We start from the raw sequence: 21,041 nt of genomic DNA on the forward strand, positions 1-21,041 counted from the left end.
ACTGTCGGGTCAGTGTTCCTCATCTGATAATTAAGAATTGTAGAATAGAAGTGATACACATCACCTTTTCTTGTTCTATCCTTGTCAATACGGAGTTATTCAGTGGGTTAGCATCACACTGTTATCGATTTCGCATTCGGACTAATAGCCAAACTACTGAAGTCGGAGCGGGAAGTTGAGTGTTTAACCAGGTTATTTGCTCTCAGTCTTGCTATTGAGACAATTTCGCAGCTTCAACAAGAGCGCCGACAGATATGAAGACGCCGTCAGTGAACCGCAAGCATCTTGATTTTGTGGATGATAAAACCGCCGCTCTGCTGCTCAACACACCGAGCAGTGCCAGGCTAATACTCTGGGTTATTGTTATTTTCTTTATCGTGGCAGGTGTCTGGGCATCCCGCGCACAGCTGGAACAGGTAACGACAGGAAGCGGGAAAGTTATCCCCTCCTCCCAGCTTCAGGTGGTGCAGAACCTCGAAGGCGGTATTGTCAAAGCGCTGATGGTAAAAGAAGGCGAACAGGTACAAAAAGATCAGCCCCTGCTGATGATTGACGACACCCGTTTCCAGTCCGACTTCAATGAAAGGGCACAGGAGCTGGCCAGCGCCCAGGCCGATGCCATCCGGCTTGATGCCTTGCTCGATAATGTCACGGTTAATCAGACAAAAAAAACCGTGTCAGTATCCCGCCCGCCGCTGGTTTTTCCTGACACCTTCCTCAGCACGTATCCGGATCTGGTTAATCGTCAGCAGGCCGAGTACAGCGATAATCTGTCAAATATTGAAAGCCAGCTCGCCGTTGCCACCCAACAACTGCAGCAAAAGCAGCAGGAACTGATTGAAGCCCGCTCCAGGCTAAGCGGGCAACGACAAGGCTACAATCTGGCCAGCCGGGAATACAACATCACCAAGCCGCTGGCAGATGAAGGTGTGGTGCCTGAAATAGAGCTGCTGAAACTGCAACGCCAGCTCAACGATACCCGCAAAGAGATGCGCTCTACTGAGCTGCAAATCCCTGTCATTGAAGCGGCTATCCGGGAGGCTGAATTCAAGCGTCTGGATGTCGCCCTCAAATTCCGCTCAGACATTCAGGCCGATCTCAATCAGGCCACGGCCAGACGCGATGCACTGAACCAGTCCAGTATCGGTTTAGAGGATAAAGTCCAGCGCACCCTGGTGCGCTCTCCGGTCAATGGCACGGTGCAGACCCTGTATTTCAATACCATAGGCGGTGTGATTCAGCCCGGCATGGACATAGTCGCCATAGTACCGACCGAAGATAACCTGGTGATCGAAGCAAAAGTGCTGCCACAGGATATTGGCTTCTTACGTCCAGGTCTCAAGGCAATGATTAAATTTTCGGCTTATGATTACACTGTCTATGGTGGTTTAGAGGGCACACTGGAGCAAATCAGCGCCGATACGATTCAGGATGAAGAAGGCAACAGTTTTTATCAGGTAAAAATTCGAACAGAAACAAACAATCTCGCGGATAACAGCGGTGAGCAGCTGCCCATCATACCGGGAATGACAGCGTCGGCCGATATCATTACCGGCAAACGTACCGTGTTGCAGTATTTACTGAACCCGATACTGAAAGCCCGCAATTCCGCCCTGAGGGAGTAGACCAATGCACTATCCGTACACCAAGGTATGTACTGCACTGACCCTGGCGCTGATCACCGGGCTGGCCTCGGCACAATCGCTGGAGCAGGCGGTTGCCCAGACGTTGTCTTCCAACCCGGAAATCAAAGGGGCCTATAACGATTTCATGAGTCGCTATGAATCTATCCGGGCATCGAGAGGGCAATATCTGCCTTCTGTCGATCTGGAGGCCGGCATTGGCTACGAAGACTACGATGACACCACCAACAGCACGGGTGATTATAATCCGTCGGATGCCACCATCAGCATCAGCCAGCTAATCTGGGATGGTTCCATCACCTATCACGATATCCAGCGCAATAAGTCCGAAGCCGAGGCACAACGCTATCAGTTACTGGCCGATGCGCAGGACAAAGCGCTGCGGGTCGCAGAGGTGTATCTCAATGTTCTGCAGGCGCAGGAAGTGCAGACACTCTCGGAATCGAATTACCAGATCCACCAGCGAATTTATACCGATATCAAAAAACGCACCGATGCCGGTATTGGCTCGATTGCTGATTTGTCACAGGTCGAAGGCCGGCTGGCACGGGCAGAGTCCAACCTGATAGCTTCACGTAATAACGTGCAGGACAAAGTGACGGAGTTTTACCGGGAAGTCGGTGAACAGCCGGTCAATCTGGTTCAGCCGGAAGTGGATATCAACTACCTTCCCCCATCGCTGGATCGGGCCATCGAGATAGCAAGGGAAAACAACCCGACACTGAAAACCGCCAGCAATGATATTGATGCGGCCCATTATCAGTACAAGCAGGAACGCGGGGATTTCTGGCCGACTTTCTCGATTGAGGCCTCTCAGGAGTGGGGCGAAGATTTGGAAGGCACACCCGGTCATACCGACGAATTAAAAGCCGGGTTACGCATGCGTTATAACCTGTTTAACGGCGGTACTGATATGGCAGAAAGCCGCCGGGCGGCGTACCAGATCAATAAATCCAAAGATATTCGGGACAGAGCGCACCGTCTGCTGGATGAAAGCACCCGGCTGGCCTGGAGCGCTCTGGAACTCTCTGAACGCCAGACCCAGTATTTACAAAAGCACGTCGATGCATCGGCCCGTACCGTAATCGCCTATGAGAAACAGTTTCAGATTGGGCAACGTACTTTGCTTGATGTACTGAACACAGAAAATGAACTGTTTGATGCGCGCAAAGCCTATTTGCAAGCCTTTTACGACGGCATACTGGCCAGATACAGAGTCCTGAATGCCACGGGTAAATTGCTGGATGAAATGCGTGTGGATATCCCGGACAAATGGGCTGAGTCAGTGCGCTGACGAGTAAGGAGGTGACATGCAACGACAAGTGATGTGTTTCTTGCTGACACTCGTACTGCCGGGCTGCTCAACCACGGTATCGGATCCGCCCGTCGCCGAACAGTCGCGTGATCTGCTGGATCAGGATTCAGACGGAGTGATCAATGCGCGGGAGCGATGTGCCGACACACCACTGCCGGCTGTGGTGAACAATGACGGCTGTCCTGAGTTAGTTGAAAGTAAGCGCACCAATCAGCTGCATATCTTGTTTGCGAACGATTCTGATGTCATCCCGTCAGGTTTTCGCAGCCAGATTCAGAAAATGGCCGCCTTTCTGAAAGCCTATCCGGAAACGGCAATTGAGCTTAAAGGCTATGCCAGTCCGGTGGGGGCATCGCCGCATAATCTGGATTTATCCAAACGCCGTGCCGCGAATGTGCGCACATTGCTGATTGACCAGGGTATCACGCCTGAAAGAGTCAGAACTGTTGGCTTCGGAGATCATGAACCGGTACCGGGACAGACACGCGAACAGACCAATATCCTCAGCCGGCGTGTGACTGCAACCGTGACGGGGGCCGATGCCGGGGTGCTGGAACGCTGGACTATCTTCACCACAAGGAATCAATAACACCATGACAGTACGGCTTACTCCGGCCCCCTGCTGGCAACGCCAGTGACGCGGTGGCTGTTGATGACATGGCTATTACTTGCGCTCCCGCTGAATGCATTAAATGAACAGGATCAGGCGGTGATTGATCGCGTCACGGCTTTTTATGGTGAACGCGCAGGCAAGCGGATGATCGCCTGGCGGCAACTGCTGACTTCGGTATCCCATCAGCAGGAATGGCAGAAACTGGAGCAGGTCAACCGCTTCTTTAACCAATTCTCTTTTCTGAATGATATTGAAATCTGGGGAGAAAATGACTACTGGGCGACGCCCTTTGAATTTCTCGGTGCGGCAGGCGGCGACTGTGAGGACTTTACTATCGCCAAATATTTTTCGCTGCGTGAACTGGGTGTTGATGACCAGAAACTCCGCCTTGTCTATGTTAAGTCACTCAAGCTGAATCAGTTCCACATGGTACTGGCCTACTATGCCAGCCCGAGTGAGGTGCCTGTCCTGCTGGATAATCTGGACCCTGACATCAAGCCCGCTACCGAGCGTCGCGATTTATTGCCCGTCTACAGCTTTAACGGCAGTCAGCTATGGCTGATGAAACAGCAAGGACAGGGACAGCTCGCCGGTAAATCTTCGCGCCTGAAACGCTGGATCAACCTGAGAGAGCGCTTCGACGCGCAGAAACTGGCACGCCCGCTCATTAACCTGGACCAGCCATAGAAGGAAAGGACGCATGACACTCTACAGGCAAATCATTCTCTGGTTATTACTGGTCTTTGTGCTGCTGCTGGTGAGCGTGTTCTCGGTTCAGATTCACAATACCCGTAACTACCTGCTCAATCAGCAAACCATTGAGACAGGCAATGCCGTGAATGCCGCCGGTCTGGCATTAACCCCTTATCTGGCTGAAAACGATTTGATTGGGGCGGAATCTGTGATTAACGCCATGTTTGACGGCAGTTTTTACCAGCGGGTTTCCCTGAACATTGTGACACCTCAGAGCCAGATTCTGAGGGAATACCCGCCGGGGGCATTTGCGGTGCCCGGTTTTTTCCGCCGCTGGCTACCCATAGATCCGCAGACACGTTCAGTGACACTCACCAGTGGCTGGATGCAAACCGCCGAGCTGTCGGTGACCAGCAATCCTGCGGTTGCTTACCAGCAGCTCTGGCAAAGCGCCATTCAGTTATTTCTGGCCTTGTCCGCCATACTCGGTCTGGGTGCCGCCGCTTTACTGCTGGGCCTGAACCTGATTGTCCGCAAACCGCTTAACCGGCTTCGTACCAAAGCACAGGCCATTTCCCGTCATGACTTCGGGGCGCCGCTGCCCCTGCCTGCCACCAAAGAACTGCACGATGTGGTAGACGCCTTTAATCAGATGAACCAGCAGATACGCCACCATTTCAGGCAACAGGCTGAAGAGGCGGACAGGCTTCGCATTCAGGCTTATCAGGATGCCGTCTCCGGGCTGGCAAACCGCCGTTTTCTGATGTCAAAGCTCTCTGCACTTGTTCAGGATAAGGGCCACGGGGGTATCGTCTTGTTACGTGCCGACATCGTTAAAGACACATACCAGCAACAGGGATTCCGGGCCGGCGACAGCCTGGTGTCAGCCCTATCCCGCCAACTGACGACACTGTTTGCCCCGAAGGCCACCCTGGGCAGGCTCAATCAGTCAGAATTTCTCTATATCGGGCCGGCTCAGTCGCGAACGGACTTGACAGAGATTGCCAGACGCATGCTCGATATCACCGATAAATGTCATCCGGTGCAAGAGGGGGTGGCTGAACATAACAGCTGCGTGGCCGTTGCGATGAAAGAGAAGATCCATTCTGTGTCTGATTTGCTGGCAGCGGCAGACAATGCCGTCAATCAGGCGTCCACTCAGGCAGACCTGCCACTGTGTGTCACAGGCGACGAAATCAGTTTACCCACTTTTGGTCGCCAGCAATGGCAATCCCTGATTACTCAGGCCATCAAATCAGATCAACTGGCATTCAGCTTTCAAACAGCCATAGATCATAAACACCAGCCTTTATTCAGAGAAGTGTTTACCAGTGTTGAACATCAGGGCCAGACTTACCGGGCGCAATTATTCCTGCACGCACTGGATACGCTGGAAGATGGCGCCAGCCTTGATCGTGATGTACTGAGCAAGATGGCAAAACACTTAGGCTATCGTGATGATACTTCTCTGGTGCCCTTAACCGTCAACCTTAGCCTCAGCAGCATTCGCACTGCGGGTTTTCTCCGCTGGCTGGCAGGGTTTATGGCCATGCACCGTCACCTTAGCAGCAAACTGTTGTTAGAAATTCCTGAGGCGGCTTTTGTTCAGCATTTTGAATTTACCAGCCTCCTTTGCAACATCATTCGTCATTATGGATTCCGCTTCGGTATTGATAACTACGGGCACCATTTCAGTACCCTTGGCTATCTGCAGCGATTTAAGCCTTACTATGTCAAACTGGACTACGCCTATACCGGTCAGTTAGATCAGGATATAAAAACCGATGTCCTTCGCGCTGTCACCCGGACCGCAGATAATCAGAATATACTGACCATCGCCACCCGGGTTGAAACCCAAGCACAGATGAATACGCTGGCGGCACTGTCAGTCAGAGGCTTCCAGGGCTATGTGGTCGACAGTCTGCTGAGGGTGTCACCATGACAGATCCTCTGCTGCTCGCTTTAATCTACGTCAGCCGCCACTATGGGGTAGCTAACACACCCGATGCGTTAATTGCCGACCTGCCGCTGCCAGACGGACAACTCACGCCCTTTCTGCTGCCCCGGGCCGCTGAAAAAGCCGGACTTGAAGCGAAAGAGGAAAAACTGGCGGTAGACAAACTACCGCCTATGCTGCTACCGGCCATACTGCTGCTAAAAGGCAACAACGCCTGCGTCGTCGTCAGCATTAACCATGAAAAACAAAAACTTGCCATTCTATCGCCGCAGTTTGACAGCGAAGAGCGCTGGCTTTCTTTTTCAGAATTCAATGACAGCTATATCGGCCACCTGTTCCTGCTCAAAAAACGGTTTCGCTATGACGAGCGATCACCCGAACTGCTCAAACCCACTCAGGGCCACTGGTTCTGGGGCACCCTCTGGTTATCGAGAAATATCTATCGCGATGTGTTTATCGCCTCGCTTCTGATCAACCTGTTTGCCATTGCCACGCCGTTGTTTACCCGGCTGGTTTACGACAAAATTGTGCCCAATCAGGCATTTGATTCACTTTGGGTGCTGGCCAGCGGCATCACACTGATCTTTGGCTTCGACTTTGTGCTTAAGCTAATGCGCAGCTATTTCATTGATGTGGCAGGGAAAAAATCCGACATTCTGATATCCGCCAAGCTCTTTGCCAAAGTCATGGGTCTGCGAATGGAAGCCCGGCCTCCCTCTGTCGGTGCGCTGGCCCGGCATCTGCAGGAATTTGAAGCGATCCGGGAGTTTTTCACCTCGGCGACCATCAGTTCACTGATTGACCTGCCCTTTGCGTTATTGTTTCTGGTCGTGATCTGGCTGATTGCCGGTCCTCTGGTCATTATTCCCATTATTGCACTGGCCTTGCTGATCCTTTACAGCCTGCTGGTACAGCGGCCTTTGCGAAGAAGCATAGAAGAAGGCTCGCGCCTGTCGTCGCAGAAACACGCTAACCTGATTGAAAGCCTGTCCGGACTGGACACCATCAAACGCTTCGAAGCGCAAAGCCAGTTTCAGTATAAATGGGAAGAAGCGGTTGCCCACATGGCCAACTGGAGTATCACATCGCGACGCCTGACCGATTCGGTACAGAACACCGCCGGATTCTGCCAGCAATTTGTCACAGTCGGCATGATAGTGTTTGGCGTGTATCAGATTGCCGCCGGTGAATTAACCATGGGCGGTCTGATTGCCGTATCCATGCTCAGCAGCCGCGCGGTTGGACCATTGGTGCAACTGGCTTTGCTGTCTACCCGCTACCATCAGGCAAAATCTGCTAAAACGATTATCGAACAACTCATGGCTTTACCTGTCGAGCAAGAAGCTGATAAGCGATTTCTGCATCGTGCCTCCTTACAGGGCCGGATTCAGTTCAGTCAGGTCAGTTTTCAGTATCCCGGCCAGCAGCGTATGGCAATCAAAGACTTGGATCTGACCATAGAACCGGGGGAAAAAGTCGCCGTTATTGGCCGGGTCGGTGCCGGAAAAACCACCATAGAGCGTTTGATCATGGGGCTATACAAACCCTCGGCAGGTTCGATCAGCCTTGACAACACTGACATCGGCCAACTGCACCCCACGGACATCCGGCGCAATATCGGCAGCGTGCCGCAGGATCTGATGCTCTTCTACGGCTCTGTCCGCGATAACATTGCGTTAGGCCGCTCACAAGTCAGTGACGATGCCATTCTCCGAGCCGCTGATCGGGCCGGTGTCACCGCCTTTACCCGGCAGGATGAAGCCGGGCTGGATCGTCAGGTCGGCGAAGGCGGACAGGCACTCTCCGGCGGACAGAAACAAGCCATCGCCATCGCCCGTGCCCTGCTCACAGAGCCCAAAGTTCTGGTTATGGATGAGCCCAGCAGCAGCATGGACAACAAAGCCGAACAGGCACTCAAACAGGTATTAAACAGGCTCGACAACGACGAAACCCTGATCCTGTTCACCCATAAAACCAGCATGCTGGATGTCGTCGACCGCATTCTGGTTCTGGAACAAGGCCAGCTTGTTGCCGACGGTCCAAAAGAGCAGGTACTGCAGCAACTTAGGGACGGAAAATTAAATGGCGGAAAAATGGGAGCTGGGTGAGATCGGAGTGACATAAAATGCTCAATCAGTTCCTCCCCCTTTTCAAGGGGGAGGAAATCTTTCGTGTGCAGTGCAAGCTCTGCTTCAATAATCACATGGCAGGATTATCAACCCGGCGCCAGAAGCAGATTTTCTGATTGCTGCGCTGATCCACCAGCCAGGTATAGCTGCAGTTATCATCGTAACTGTAGCGGCCAGTCTGAACCTGATATGGCCCAAATCTGGTGCCTTGCATCGACTGGAAACGCCCCTGATACAGCAGTGAAAAATGCAGATGTGGCCCGGTTGACGAACCGCCTTCACACAAAGCGGTCGAGCGATTGCTGGCGTAAGTCCCCAACTTGGTATTTTTGGTAACCCATTGACCGTTAGACACCTGAACACCATCCATGTGGTAGTAGTTTGTTCCCCAACCATTCGGATTGGTTACCCGCACCTGACAGCGAGATAAAACCGTGGCATAGCCGTCGTGAGCGGCGGTGACACTGTACGTCGCACCGCCCCAGGCCGGCCAGTCGTACGACACATCAATGGAAGAAAGTGGAAAGCCGGATCCACTGTGAGCATGCGGCCCGTTAGGTACCCAGCTGTAGCCCTGAAACCAGGGCATCTGCATAAAACCGGAAGGAGGAGCGAGCGTGCTGACGGCACGCGATTGCGCACGACTCTGACGCGTTGGCGCCGACTCGCCAAACCAGGCCACATAATGTTGCGACCATTCTGCTGCGCGCTGCGGATCATTCAGTGTGCTGAGAATCGCCAGTGTAGAGGCATTGGCCGGTAACACTGTGTCAGCCTCGTAGCGGTAAAAGTATTGCGAGAGATGGTTAGCAACGCGTTTAATTGCTTCTTTAAGCTGAATATCTTGTGCTTCATTAAAATCCGCATCCGGATGCCAGTCTTCCGTTAACAGGACAGTGACCAGTATGACTCTGGGATCGACACCCGTCGCGCCACTCCAGTGCATCAGGGTTTCTTTCAAAGCGATCCAGTTCGGGGCATAGCTATCAAAAAATGCCTGTTCATCAAACGGGTTCTGATAAGGTCTGAATACAAAATCTGCGTCAGAGACCAGAGAATGAACGTCCGTACCCTGATCAATGACTTGTTGAATGACCGGAGAACTGGGCACAGCAGGATAAAGGTCATGAGCCAGCGCGACAGAACTGGCAATGAAAGGTAAAGCCACTAACGCTATCGATTTTTTCATCACTAATATCTCCAATTGCTTATATGCAATGTGGAGTTTGGCAGGCGGCGATGGCTTCAGAAAAATAATCTGCTGATTTGCGAGTTAACAGAAGATTGAATGTAAGTATTTGTAATTGACAGATAATGCAGTTTGATTCTGCGTGATATCTAACCGTAAGTGTGGCCACTTTTCTGGCTGGACAGCCGCGAATGGAGCAGCGCTTGCAGGCGCATTACCATTCGCAGTGCCCTTCTAATATACCAGGTTCAATGGCACTTACAGACGCTCTTCAACCAGGAAGCGCTTGAAGAAATCCGACAAATCGATTTTCGCCAGATCCTTGAACTCTCCGGCATCGTAAAAACGGCCTTTACAGGTCGGGCAGCTTTCAAACCAGATATGAGGCTGTTTCGGGTCAACCAGTCTTAGCAACTTATTGCTTGGGCAGACAGGGCATTCGATCTGATCGATACCGTTAAATGTCTTACCGATCCCGGCATCCCCGATATCGACAGCATCGGCCAGCGGCTTCATTTTTTCGATTTCATACGCGTCCAGCCATAAACCTTTGCAAGCGGTACAGCGCTCAATATCACCCAGCGAGGTATTAATATGCTCAAACTTCGAATGACACTTAGGACATTGCATTCGAGACTCCTTTTATTATTGTCTTTAAATTCAGTTGCATACTACATTCATGCCGCAAATGAATAATAGACAAATTGTTTTATATCCTTCTGTTTTGTGATTCTCATGGAAATGTCATCGATTTCTGCCGCCATCGAAATGATGCTTGTCCGGCAACTGCCGAAAAAAAGCCGCTCAGAGCGAGCGGCTTTGGCTTCAGTTTCCCTGCCGGGACTGGAGAATATGCTGCAAGGCATCCGTCACCAGTTGATGATCCTCTTCCTGAGGCAACCCCGATACCGTCACCGCGCCCACTAACCCGCAGCCTTTAATACGTAGCGGAAAAGAGCCGCCATGCGCGCAGTAATCCCGCGCATCTATATGGTGCTGGCTTTCAAACTCACGCTGTTTGCGGGCGTTATACTGTCCAAGGTAATAAGAGCTTTTACCAAACCGCAGCACGCTGTTGCGTTTGCGGCGAATCCAGTCCTGATGATCCGGGTTCGTTTCTGGCATCGCGTAGCTGAACAGGGTCTGGCCAAACGCGTACACTTCGATCGCGACACAGGCCTGCTTCGCTTCTGCATTGGCTTTTAGCAACGAGCCCAGCGCCCAGGCGGTCTCATGATTAAACTGCTCAAGCTGCAAGTCCGCTTCCTGCTGCGCCAAAATGTCCAGTGTCAGCTTCATGCGTCCACCTTCATGGTCTGCCCTAACCGACTGCTTTCCATTGCCAGCTGAATCAGCCTGATATTCAGCAACGCTTCCTCAGCCGACACCGGGTTCGGAGAGCCTAAACGAATCGCGTCTGCAACACCGGCAAAATAATGCTGATAGCCTCCCAATTCAGTCGGAATGATTTGCGAGCCTTCTTCCTGATGCAACTGGCCATAGTTGGCTGCGTCCTCTGCTGCCCATTCTGGCTGCTCGGGTTTTACGCCGGCTTTGAGGTAATCTTCCTGTGGATCCAGGCCATATTTCTCGTATTTACCCAGTGAACCCAGCACTTTAAAGCGCAAATTCGGCTCCGGACTGTACAGGTTGGAATGCAGCTGGACCAGATGTTCAGGGTACTGAAGGATCAGGTTGTAGTAATCGACGGTTTTCGCACCCGGCCGCATGGCCATACACTGCGCCGTCAGTGCCTGAGGTTTGCCGAACAGCGCCAAAGCCTGATCCAACAGATGCGGCGCCAGATCAAACAAAATACCGCCACCGTCTTCGGCCATTTCACGCCAGCGCTGACGCACCACAGGACGAAAACGGTCAAAGTGTGATTCAAAGTACTTCACCTCTCCCAGCCTGCCCGCTTCCACCAGCTTTTTCACCGTCAGGAAGTCGCCATCCCAGCGGCGGTTGTGGAAGACACTCAGTATCAGCCCCTTCTCTTCGGCTAACGCAATCAGTGCTTCGCCGTCTTCCACTTTGGTGACAAAGGGTTTTTCGACGATGACGTGTTTGCCGTTTTCCAGCGCCAGTTTCGCCAGACGAAAGTGAACGTCGTTGGGCGCCGTGATGATCACCAGTTCGGCATCACTCTCGATCAGCAGGGCATCGGCATCACTGAAACAGGTCACGGCAGGATAATCGGCGGCAACCGCCGCTGTCTGACTGCTGCTGATAGCGGTCAGCTCCAGCTCATCCATCGCCGCAATGAAAGGCAGGTGAAAGGTTTTTGCAGAAAAACCGTAGCCAATGACTGCTGTTTTTACAGGAGAATATCGCATATCAAAGCTGTCCTTGTGTTGTGGAAGCCACGATCACTTGAATATCGTGGCTGTCAAAGAGTTCGGCATAAGTGGTTGTAAGTGGTTGGTCTGTGATTAGTACATCAATGCCATCCAGGCCGCAGACGTGATGAAAATTATTCTGGCCCAGCTTGTGCTGTTCACACACCACAACAACCTGCTGCGCCTGCGCCATCATGGCTTTTTTGAGCGAAGCTTCCTGCTCATTATTGGTCGATAAGCCATGTTCTGATAATGCGCAGACCCCGATAAAGGCTTTGTTTACCCGATAGTCAGCCAGCTGCTTCTCAGCCTGATGGCCTAACACAGCGCGGTGGAATGCATCAAATTTGCCGCCCAGCAAATGCACGGCAACATGAGGGTTGTCTGCCAGTTGCTGCAGGATATCGACAGAGTTAGTAATGACAGTAGCAGGCCGGTGAATGTATCGCGCCATTAATGTCAGTGTGGTGCTGGTATCCAGCAACAGATGATCATCATCGTCGATTAATTGTGCCGCGCACTGAGCAAGCTGTTGCTTGGCTTCACTGATCACTTTACCGGAATAGGGCTCAAGACGGGCCGATACCGAAGTTCTGACCGCGCCGCCACGAATACGCTGGATTCCCGGCTGCTGAGTAAGCTTCACCAGATCACGGCGGGCAGAATCGCGAGAAACAGTAAATTGCTCGCAGATGTCATTGAGGGTCACCTTACCTTGCTGTTCTATCAGCGAAGTCAGATGAATTAGGCGTTCTTCCTGAGTCATACACTCAAAATCACTTAAGTAATTTTAAGTCATTCTGACAGAGACGAAAGCAAGTGCCAATCAAATTCGTATTGAGTCATGAGTCACAGCTCATTTTATCAGCATGGTACTGGTGAGCCTGTAATAACCCAGAGCAGAGCAGGAAAAAAGGTTCAGGAAAGCTCCTCCTGAACCTTGTTGGTGACTAATGAAACTTAGGCATTCGACATGGCCAGCCGGGCAGCAAAGCCGATAAACAGTGTCCCCATCAAAGCATTGCCTATCTTCTGCATGCCTTTGCTGGCGCGCACCAATTGGGTGATGTAGGCGCCCGCAATAATCAGCACGCTGAGAAAAATCAGGCTGATAATTTCAAGTACCACCGCCAGAATAAGAAATGGCACCCCAGGGCTGGCGTAACTCATATCAATAAACTGCACAAAGAAAGACACATAAAACAAAATGGCCTTGGGATTGGTCAGGCTGAGTATCAGTGCTTTGCGAAACACCTTCTTGCCCTGTAAAGTCGGAGAAATCTCTGCCGATTCGCGGGACTGAAAAGCGCTGTATACAATCTTTCCGCCCAGAAACAGCAGATAAATAGCACCGAGATACCGAACCAGAGTAAACAAAATCGGCGTTGTCTGAATCAGGGTAGCAACACCGGCATAGGCGCAGAAAATTAACACAGCATCGCCGATAAACACGCCCGTTGCCGCCAGATACCCTTGCCTGATCCCCTGCCCCATACCGATTTTCAGCACAAACAGAGAGTTAGGTCCGGGCAGCAGCACAATAAAGATAGCGCCGACCACATAGGCCCAAAAATTCAACACCCCGTATTCCGCAAACATCGCCCTCCCCCTTAATCACTTCAGACCATACTGATATACAGCAATATATACGTTTCAGTATTGTATGCAATCAGAGCATAAAATCGCGCATATCTTCAGCAGCGCAGACACTTTCATGGGCTATAGCCAGTGTTGCCAAATAGGATTATCAACCAGCAACCAGATGGCTACTACCATCAGCGATGCGAAGTAAATATAGCCTTGTACTTTCTGATTTTTGCTGTCGCCCGCCAGTTTTGCTAACAAGCCGCCAGCCCAGATCCACACCAGATGCATGGAGATATTGAGGATGGCAAGCCAGACCACTAACACCCAGACCGATTGTTCCCCGTATTCCTGATAGGCTTTTTCTGAAAACAGAGAAAACATCAGTAAGACCAGCAGCCAGCCTTTGCTGTTGAGTAATTGAATGATCACGCCATCGTAAAACCCTAAGCGCTTTTGCTGCCCGTTATGCTCAAGCAGGCTGGCTTTCAGAAAACCCACGGCCAGATAAATAATATAGATGGCTCCCGCGCACTGAAGTAACTGCAGCGCCAGCGGATACTCTTGAATGAGCGCGCCCAGCCCCAGCCCAATCAATAACGACTTAATCAAAAACACTGTGTCTATCCCCAGCAGCAATGGCAGAGACCGCCGGACCCCGACACTGGCCCCCGAGGCGGCAAACACGATATTCGCCGGCCCCGGACTGAACACTAATGGAAACATGACCCCCAACCACAATAATAAGAAACTCATCCGTTTATCTCCGCTTAATTCAACACATCTGTTTCAAGTAACCTCAGGCTACACGGATAGGTTAAACATCGGGCAAAGTGGCTTCTTGTATGAAATTGCAATCGCTAAGGTTGGATAGAGTAATGCTTGGGAGGCACGCCAAAAGCGCGTTTAAAGTTGCGGGTGAAATGGCTTTGATCAAAGAAACCGCAGTGGAGTGCGGTATCGACACAGCTGTGGCCCTCCAGTAACAGACTTTTGGCTTTCTGCACCTTTGTCAGCAGCAAAAACTGGTGCGGCGTCAGTCCGTAATGCGATTTGAATGCCCGGATGAGTTTGAATTTGGTCAGGCCACTCACGGTTTCCAGCTCATCCAGAGTCACGTTTTCTTGCCAGTTATCGTGCAGGTAGTCCCGGATAACGCCCGTATGCTTCTGAGCATTCCCAACCCTGTCAGCATCACGTCCGGCATTGCCGTATTGAGAAAACAAGGACTCAAATGCTACAGTCAGCAAGGACTGTTTAGTCAGCTCAAAACTGGTTGCTTCGAACGCCACATGCAGTTGAAGCAGCAAATCAAACAGAGCCGGATTGTTGATCACAGAGCGGTCGATGACAGGATCGACGGATTTCTCGCTGCCAGCAAAATGCTGTTCGATCATCTCCGGGGCGAAGTAAAACATCCGGTATCGCCACCCGTGCTCACTGCCCGCAAAACCCGTATGCACTTCTGAAGGATTAATCGCCACGATGTGACGCTGAGGCACCACAATGTTGCTACCCCGGTAAAATAACCCTTCCGCACCTTCCTCTATCACACCAATGGCCAGTTCTTCATGCCAGTGACGGGAGAATTCAAACTGAGTAAACGAGGCGGACAGCAGTTCGATACCGGAAAATCGCGCTGGCCGCCAAAGTGTAGAAAATTCCCTGTTTCCTGCTCTCAACTCAGTCTCCTGCTATGTCTGTTCAACCATCAGTGCGCAACAGGCGACATAATCACACCCGCGGGATCAGATTACAACGACCGGCCATCAAAATGCGTCACCGGAATCGCATCCAGATCGATATCGTCAAGACAACGGATATTGATGGCGGCCATGGCATTGCCCTGCGGGTCACTCCCTTCCCCATAAGGATGAATCCCGCACGTCGGGCAAAACCTGTGCTGGATCGCATGCTGGTTAAAGGTGTAAGTGCTTGCTGCGCTCTCTGCCGACAGCAACTTGAATTCACTGCGGGGCACAAACCACAATAACGAACCTTTTCGCTGACAGATAGAGCAGTTACAAGCCAGTGCTTCCTGAATCTCGCCTTCGACCTCAAAAGCGACATTGCCGCAGTGGCAGCTTCCCTGGTATTTCATCGTCTTTCTCCCATCGGTTTCCTTTCACGCCAGTGTGACCGCAACAGCTGTTTTCAATCGGTATGAGTATAGCTGGTTGAAAAACGGGATGACTCAAATCGCTTTTCCATCCAGAGCGAGCTGATGTATTCACCCTGTTTTCTGGCATAGTCATGAAAGACACCGACCTCACGAAATCCGAATTTCTGATGCAGCGCCACCGATGCTTCGTTTGGCAAAGCAATGCCAGATAAGGCACAGTGCACCGGCTGAGTCGCTAAAGCATCAAGTAAGGTTTTCATTAATGCGCTTCCCAAACCGTGCCCCTTCGCATCGGGGTGAAGATAGATGGTCACTTCAACGGTTTCTGCAAAAGCGGGACTGGGCCGGTAAGGCTGGCTGCAGGCAAACCCCATTACTTGATGGTTTTCGAGGGCAACAAAAAGCTGATGTGGAGAATCGGGACGGAATTGCGTAAACCACTCATTACGATTACCCAGTGTCATCGGCTCGGTTTCAAATCTGGCGTTCGTGTGCTCAATGTAATGATTAAAAATAGCTGTGATCGCGGGGATGTCGGTGATGGTGCCAGAGAGTATGTTCATTGGATGTATTTTTAGACCTTTTAGTACGAAAAGAAAAAGCCCTGATAAACAGGGCTTAGAATCATGAAATTATACTAGGTGCAGGGTCTGTAGGTGCTTCAACTACCGTTTTTTGATTCTTAATCCAATCCTGAACAAGAGCTATCCGTTTAGATTCTGATAGAAGTTTCCATCTTTCAAATGCATCCCTATCCATTTCATCTGATGGCTCAGGCTCTTTCAGCCAAGGTGCATAGTGAATACCCTGACCAATAGTTGGAATTTCTATATTGATTTCATTTAATCCGGCATATACATCTTGATTTGCGGTATCTAATTGAGCAACAGCAAAAGATAAATTCATTGTCCCACTGGTTAATATGTCACCAAATGGTCTTAATCCTTCAACTTTTTTCCCGGTTGGGGAAATGTAACTTAAAGGCACTTCCATCGCGTAGATAGTATAAGTTTTACTCTCATCTAAATCAGATGACTCTGTTCGAATTTTATCCATTGCATCTTTTACAAAGCTCTGCAATTCATCACTATAGTGAACTTTACTACCATCAGATATTTCATCTTTGAAACGCCATACATCATAGTTAGTACCATAAGAATTATTCATGTTTTCATAATACTGGCTAAAAGAGAATTTCCCCTGAAAACATAACGGCGCATAATAGATCGGACCATAATTTATACTTTCACCAGGGAGCAATCCATTATCTACACCAAACATCAACTGCATAGACATATCTAATTTATCCCATGAAAGCTTGGTCGTCTTATAATGTTCAATATTATCTTTTTCCGCTAAAAACATTATATATACAGACGTTGGATTCTCCTCAATCGACGTAAGGTCAGAGAAGGTCTTTTTATCCGCTAAAGTTTGTTTGGCAAGATAAAATTCTTTTAACTCTCCTGACTTCGTAAATAATGTAACGCCTGTCTCTTGCGACTTAACACCAACTACATGTGTAGCAATATTTTCTATTATGGGAACTGGTTGAGCATTCTTCGTATCAGTTGTGAGTGTAAATATCTCATTAAGAGTATCTTTTTCTCTCAAATAGAGAGCAGCCTCACCAAAGTTCCGATAAACAGTAACTTTAGATTTGTTTTCGGAATGTACACCTACATTTACATCTTTATTCAAGAGTTTAATTATTTTCGTTCCAAGCTCCTGATCACTGAATTTTTTAGGCAAATACATTTTAAAGTCTCCATCGCTATCACTAATCCATAAGCGATATTTCATCGAACGGAAACCACCGTCATTCACATAACGTTCAAATTCACTGACTTGCTCATCTTCTTCGATAATCCCTAAATACTCCATCAATTTATTTGTATAATTGATCGTATTGTAAATGTGTTCACCAGTATCATGGGCAAACTCATTAAAAACAATTCTTCCTTTAGAGGTCAATGGCTTCATGCCAAGAATTTTAGCCTCACCAAAGTTATAAAATGGCGTAAATTCGACAGATGAAAGCGTTTCAGATTGTTGCTTTTCAAAGTAGCTTGCTAATTCTCCACCTGGATCACATGAGAAATCAGTCACTTTCATTGGATATAATAACGCTTCATAGGATGGACCATCTAAGTTCCATAAACCATCAATTCGATCATATCCAAGTTTAACAGCCATTACTTGGTTGTATTGAGTATTTAACACTAATTGCAGTTTTACTTTGTGATATGGCGAAATACGATTCGACCTTTTCTCCCCCAACCAGCTATGATAAGTCTGCCAGTTTTCACTATTCGGTTCAGCGATAAGCAACCGGCAAAATCCAATGTCTTCGGCTCTCACAGCCCCTTTTATGATAGAGAAATTGTTTGCAAACTCTACAAACAAGTCTTCATCACCTTGCTCAAAAAGTTTGGTCTGAACAGGAAATATTCTGTTAAATGCGCCATTAACTGTTCTTACAGGAGGTTGAATACTAACGTTTTTTTCTTTCGGTAAGGGTGCCGGATAAACGTCAGCTTTTCCGCTTTCTAAGGTTTTTTCAGCAGACTCTTTTACTTGTTCTTCTAACTGCTTCAACTTATCGGCATTTTCATCATAGAATCGATGCAATCTAATGCTGTTGATCCAGGCTATACCTAAATTTTGTGTCCAAGTAAATACTTTCCAATCATCGCTGAAAATGTAACTTGTGATGTATTCTTTCACTCGAAAGAGTTCTAGTTTTTCTTGGCTGACAGTACCATGTTCAAACTTTATCCATGCGAGAATATACATTAATCCATTTAATGCAAATGCCCTTAACTTAAAACGCTTCAGAAGTTCTTGGCTCGTATTTTTATCTTTTAAGAACTTTCCGACTTCTTCATATGAGTTGTGCGTCTTATTTAAGTCAATATCAATTTTTTTAATTTCATTTAACATTTCCATGTTTAATCTGGAAAGTATAACAAGATTATCCAGTTTTTCTATATTTTTAAAATACTCTTTGATATTGTGATCAAATAACGTTTCATCCATTACAGTCATCGCTGACTTCAGAACTTTTCCACTCTCAGAAACAACCAATAACCCACGAGCAAATGGCGCTAACACCGGAATAAACTGGGCGAAATTAATAAAGCTATCAAAAACTGCCAGCTGCAAAGCTGTTTCTGCATCGTCTTCTTTTTTCATTGCATCTACAGCAGTAAGACGATTACGCTCCATCGCCTGATAACCAAAACGGCTCGGGCTATATACAACGTCTAAAGAGACTAGATAAATGTTTACAACAACTCGTCTGTTCACTGCAAGTTTAGGATTATCCCTTCTAATTTCACGGGGGTCATCAGGAACATAAATGGGTGCTGATTCGCCATACGCCTTCACGGTAATGAATTTATGAAAGCTTTCAGGAAACAATGCTTTAGTATTTTCAGCTCGCTCTCTCGATACTCTCATATTGATTGCTTCTGAGCTTACCTGACAAGCATGACCTTCAATTTCAATTCTAAGCTGAGATTCACTTGTTAAAGCTTCAACCAAGACATCAATCACACCTTTGTTATCATCTAGTTCTTGCTTTCTTGAATTAAAATGAAAAAGAACTCTCAATCCGGTCCCTCGTTCATCTGTAATTAATTCAACCTGATCCTGAGCATCTGGGTTTCTACTTTGCAACATAGAACCATCTGCAATTTTCTGTTTAGCTTGGGTTATTGCTTTATTAATCCTATCAGCATCCTGATACCAGCTTTCACGAAGTACTGGAATTTTATCTAAATAATCATCTGCAATAACTGTTAAATCTTTTCTGGCACCAACCGCTTTCTTTTGAGAATCAACTAAGCTCTTATAATTATCATATAGGGACTTCATCGATGTTGCCGTAGAAATAAAACTTAGCCCTTTATCAGAGAGCCCTGAAATACCACCACTCCAGGTTTCAGCAACACGTCCGCTCAATGAAGTGAATTTTTTGTTTTCGAAGTCACTCATGAAGCCTTGAATAAACTCTTTCCCTTTCGATACACTTAAAACCTTCTCAGAAAATAAAGCTCTGGCTCCTATCCCCCGCTCTGCATTTGTAAGATTATCCTTGGATAATTTTGCAAAATGATCCCACGCTTCTTTAACACCAAACAAGCCAAAGTAAAGCTCTCCTGTAGCTCGCATTGCTGCAGGCATATCACCCTGAAGGCTATCCCAATACATTTGACTGACAGAATTTAGCGCCGCTATTTTACCTTCTTCAATATATTGCCCTTGCAACCCTCCAGTTAAGCAACCAATCCCCAATTGAGCGGACGCGTCACGAACAGATTTTAATGTTGACAAGCTATTCAAGGTCGGACTTGATACACCTTCTGCTCCCTTGTCATTTGATAAATATCGTCTCATCCCATTCAAAAACTGTGGGAATTGGTACATCAACGTCTCTTCAAGGGAAATCATGTCGCCATTAATGATGGCTATTTTACCCAGCGGTGAGTCAGTATTAAATTTAATATATTCTCTTAAATCATATGAATACTCTTCACTTAGCTCTTTAATTTTGTGTTTTATATTTGATTTAACGAATATTTCAGGTATTTCAGAACCCTTCATGTTTTCTGATTTTATTCTTATACTAATAGTATATAACCCGTCTTTAACCTCATCAGGGTTTAAATGAAAAATTGCACACGGATTAGAGACATCACTATTAGCTTCTGACACTGAAACTTTTGCAGAAGAAGACAACCTACCTTTAAATTTATCCTTGCCATTTTCATCATAATAATGTAGTGAAACAGTTGCATTCTCATAATGTTCATGTGAAAAAACAACAACAACAGTGGATACCGTTGGTAATATAAATCCTTTTAATGGTTCTCCATTTTCTCTCACCTCCTCCAGCCATTTATTATAATCACTCTGTTCTTTAGTTAACTCACCATTAACTTCTGCTTCATAAGGTTTAGCCAGTTGTTCCACATTAATAGTTGTTAATTTAAAACTTATATCTCTATTTGATATTTTTTTTGATAATTGACGAATGTTCTCGCTTAGAACTTCATAGCTAACATTACCCTGAGCTAACTTTGCAAGTATAGGTAGCGGAGGAAATTTCAACTGATAGGTCTTATCTGACAAAGCATGAATTGGACTGGAATGTGCAAGAATGGAATAGTTTTGATCTGAATCTCCCTCTTTTCCTTGATTACCGTGCCTAAGCGCGCACAGACGATAGTTAACGTCTGTTGCCCATAAGTCATGCTGACCACTATCATTTAAAGATACCACAGGGATCAATCTTAGAGGACGTACGTTTTTGAGTGCGCTTTTTACTCTTAAATCTGACTCATCATGCCATGATGGGTATTCGTAACTTTCACTTTCATCACTGAATGACTTAATAAAATGTGCACTAAAAATATAATAATTAGGTGCTAAACACATTTCAACTAACATTGT

Annotated in this window: 17 protein-coding genes; 6 read left to right on the forward strand and 11 right to left on the reverse strand. The window is 48.0% G+C overall.

Going from position 1 to position 21,041, the window contains the following annotated elements; genetic code table 11:
- Positions 1-254 precede the first annotated feature (254 nt).
- From Q4491_RS19375 to Q4491_RS19400, 6 genes are all read left to right on the forward strand, one after another.
- Complete coding sequence (locus Q4491_RS19375; RefSeq protein ID WP_303460053.1) at positions 255-1,625, forward strand: HlyD family type I secretion periplasmic adaptor subunit; 1,371 nt, start codon at positions 255-257, stop codon at positions 1,623-1,625.
- A 4-nt stretch (positions 1,626-1,629) separates the two neighbouring features.
- Complete coding sequence (locus Q4491_RS19380) at positions 1,630-2,937, forward strand: TolC family outer membrane protein (RefSeq protein WP_303460056.1); 1,308 nt, start codon at positions 1,630-1,632, stop codon at positions 2,935-2,937.
- Positions 2,938-2,953: 16 nt separating this feature from the next.
- Positions 2,954-3,547, forward strand: coding sequence for an OmpA family protein (locus tag Q4491_RS19385; protein WP_303460059.1), 594 nt, complete (start codon positions 2,954-2,956; stop codon positions 3,545-3,547).
- 63 nt (positions 3,548-3,610) lie between these two features.
- A complete protein-coding gene (locus Q4491_RS19390; protein WP_303460062.1) occupies positions 3,611-4,258 on the forward strand; it encodes a transglutaminase-like cysteine peptidase in 648 nt (215 codons plus the stop codon).
- A 13-nt stretch (positions 4,259-4,271) separates the two neighbouring features.
- Positions 4,272-6,206 carry an EAL domain-containing protein gene (locus Q4491_RS19395; RefSeq protein WP_303460065.1) on the forward strand — a complete coding sequence of 645 codons (1,935 nt, stop codon included), beginning with the start codon at positions 4,272-4,274 and terminating at the stop codon, positions 6,204-6,206.
- Positions 6,203-8,329, forward strand: a complete 2,127-nt coding sequence (locus Q4491_RS19400) for a type I secretion system permease/ATPase (RefSeq protein WP_303460068.1) — start codon at positions 6,203-6,205, stop codon at positions 8,327-8,329. The genes Q4491_RS19395 and Q4491_RS19400 overlap by 4 nt, the downstream gene beginning before the upstream one ends.
- 91 nt (positions 8,330-8,420) lie before the next feature.
- Here Q4491_RS19400 and Q4491_RS19405 read toward each other — a convergent pair whose 3' ends face one another.
- The 11 genes from Q4491_RS19405 to Q4491_RS19455 form a co-directional block, all read right to left on the reverse strand.
- A complete protein-coding gene (locus tag Q4491_RS19405) occupies positions 8,421-9,539 on the reverse strand; it encodes a M23 family metallopeptidase (protein WP_303460071.1) in 1,119 nt (372 codons plus the stop codon).
- 258 nt (positions 9,540-9,797) lie between these two features.
- Entirely contained in the window at positions 9,798-10,169 is a 372-nt protein-coding gene (locus Q4491_RS19410) for a zf-TFIIB domain-containing protein (RefSeq protein ID WP_218385207.1), read from the reverse strand.
- A 195-nt stretch (positions 10,170-10,364) separates the two neighbouring features.
- On the reverse strand, positions 10,365-10,838 hold the full coding sequence (locus tag Q4491_RS19415; protein ID WP_303460074.1) for a heme-degrading domain-containing protein: 474 nt from the start codon (positions 10,836-10,838) through the stop codon (positions 10,365-10,367).
- The gene (locus tag Q4491_RS19420; RefSeq protein WP_303460077.1) at positions 10,835-11,875 is read right to left on the reverse strand and encodes an oxidoreductase; all 1,041 of its coding nucleotides are present in this window, start codon (positions 11,873-11,875) and stop codon (positions 10,835-10,837) included. Before Q4491_RS19420 ends, Q4491_RS19415 begins: the two co-directional genes overlap by 4 nt.
- Before the next feature lies 1 nt (position 11,876).
- The gene (locus tag Q4491_RS19425; RefSeq protein ID WP_303460079.1) at positions 11,877-12,644 is read right to left on the reverse strand and encodes a DeoR/GlpR family DNA-binding transcription regulator; all 768 of its coding nucleotides are present in this window, start codon (positions 12,642-12,644) and stop codon (positions 11,877-11,879) included.
- A gap of 194 nt (positions 12,645-12,838) precedes the next feature.
- Complete coding sequence (leuE, locus tag Q4491_RS19430) at positions 12,839-13,477, reverse strand: leucine efflux protein LeuE (RefSeq protein WP_303460082.1); 639 nt, start codon at positions 13,475-13,477, stop codon at positions 12,839-12,841.
- 120 nt (positions 13,478-13,597) lie between these two features.
- Positions 13,598-14,218: a LysE family translocator gene (locus tag Q4491_RS19435; RefSeq protein WP_303460084.1), complete on the reverse strand. Its 621-nt coding sequence runs from the start codon at positions 14,216-14,218 to the stop codon at positions 13,598-13,600.
- Positions 14,219-14,322: 104 nt separating this feature from the next.
- Positions 14,323-15,144 carry an AraC family transcriptional regulator gene (locus tag Q4491_RS19440; protein ID WP_303460087.1) on the reverse strand — a complete coding sequence of 274 codons (822 nt, stop codon included), beginning with the start codon at positions 15,142-15,144 and terminating at the stop codon, positions 14,323-14,325.
- A gap of 71 nt (positions 15,145-15,215) precedes the next feature.
- Entirely contained in the window at positions 15,216-15,563 is a 348-nt protein-coding gene (locus Q4491_RS19445) for a GFA family protein (RefSeq protein ID WP_192016363.1), read from the reverse strand.
- Positions 15,564-15,616: 53 nt separating this feature from the next.
- Positions 15,617-16,147: a GNAT family N-acetyltransferase gene (locus tag Q4491_RS19450; protein ID WP_303460089.1), complete on the reverse strand. Its 531-nt coding sequence runs from the start codon at positions 16,145-16,147 to the stop codon at positions 15,617-15,619.
- Positions 16,148-16,208: 61 nt separating this feature from the next.
- Positions 16,209-21,038 (reverse strand): OmpA family protein, encoded by a 4,830-nt coding sequence (locus tag Q4491_RS19455; RefSeq protein ID WP_303460091.1) that lies wholly within the window; start codon positions 21,036-21,038, stop codon positions 16,209-16,211.
- Between the last annotated feature and the right edge of the window lie 3 nt (positions 21,039-21,041).

Source organism: Photobacterium sp. 2_MG-2023 (assembly GCF_030547675.1).
GTDB lineage: Bacteria > Pseudomonadota > Gammaproteobacteria > Enterobacterales > Vibrionaceae > Photobacterium > Photobacterium arenosum.

Coding starts and splice junctions, on each gene's coding strand:
- Q4491_RS19375 (WP_303460053.1), top strand. CDS start 255: ATGAAGACGCCGTCAGTGAACCGCAAGCATCTTGATTTTGTGGATGAT.
- Q4491_RS19380 (WP_303460056.1), top strand. CDS start 1,630: ATGCACTATCCGTACACCAAGGTATGTACTGCACTGACCCTGGCGCTG.
- Q4491_RS19385 (WP_303460059.1), top strand. CDS start 2,954: ATGCAACGACAAGTGATGTGTTTCTTGCTGACACTCGTACTGCCGGGC.
- Q4491_RS19390 (WP_303460062.1), top strand. CDS start 3,611: ATGACATGGCTATTACTTGCGCTCCCGCTGAATGCATTAAATGAACAG.
- Q4491_RS19395 (WP_303460065.1), top strand. CDS start 4,272: ATGACACTCTACAGGCAAATCATTCTCTGGTTATTACTGGTCTTTGTG.
- Q4491_RS19400 (WP_303460068.1), top strand. CDS start 6,203: ATGACAGATCCTCTGCTGCTCGCTTTAATCTACGTCAGCCGCCACTAT.
- Q4491_RS19405 (WP_303460071.1), bottom strand. CDS start 9,539: ATGAAAAAATCGATAGCGTTAGTGGCTTTACCTTTCATTGCCAGTTCT.
- Q4491_RS19410 (WP_218385207.1), bottom strand. CDS start 10,169: ATGCAATGTCCTAAGTGTCATTCGAAGTTTGAGCATATTAATACCTCG.
- Q4491_RS19415 (WP_303460074.1), bottom strand. CDS start 10,838: ATGAAGCTGACACTGGACATTTTGGCGCAGCAGGAAGCGGACTTGCAG.
- Q4491_RS19420 (WP_303460077.1), bottom strand. CDS start 11,875: ATGCGATATTCTCCTGTAAAAACAGCAGTCATTGGCTACGGTTTTTCT.
- Q4491_RS19425 (WP_303460079.1), bottom strand. CDS start 12,644: ATGACTCAGGAAGAACGCCTAATTCATCTGACTTCGCTGATAGAACAG.
- leuE (WP_303460082.1), bottom strand. CDS start 13,477: ATGTTTGCGGAATACGGGGTGTTGAATTTTTGGGCCTATGTGGTCGGC.
- Q4491_RS19435 (WP_303460084.1), bottom strand. CDS start 14,218: ATGAGTTTCTTATTATTGTGGTTGGGGGTCATGTTTCCATTAGTGTTC.
- Q4491_RS19445 (WP_192016363.1), bottom strand. CDS start 15,563: ATGAAATACCAGGGAAGCTGCCACTGCGGCAATGTCGCTTTTGAGGTC.
- Q4491_RS19450 (WP_303460089.1), bottom strand. CDS start 16,147: ATGAACATACTCTCTGGCACCATCACCGACATCCCCGCGATCACAGCT.
- Q4491_RS19455 (WP_303460091.1), bottom strand. CDS start 21,038: ATGTTAGTTGAAATGTGTTTAGCACCTAATTATTATATTTTTAGTGCA.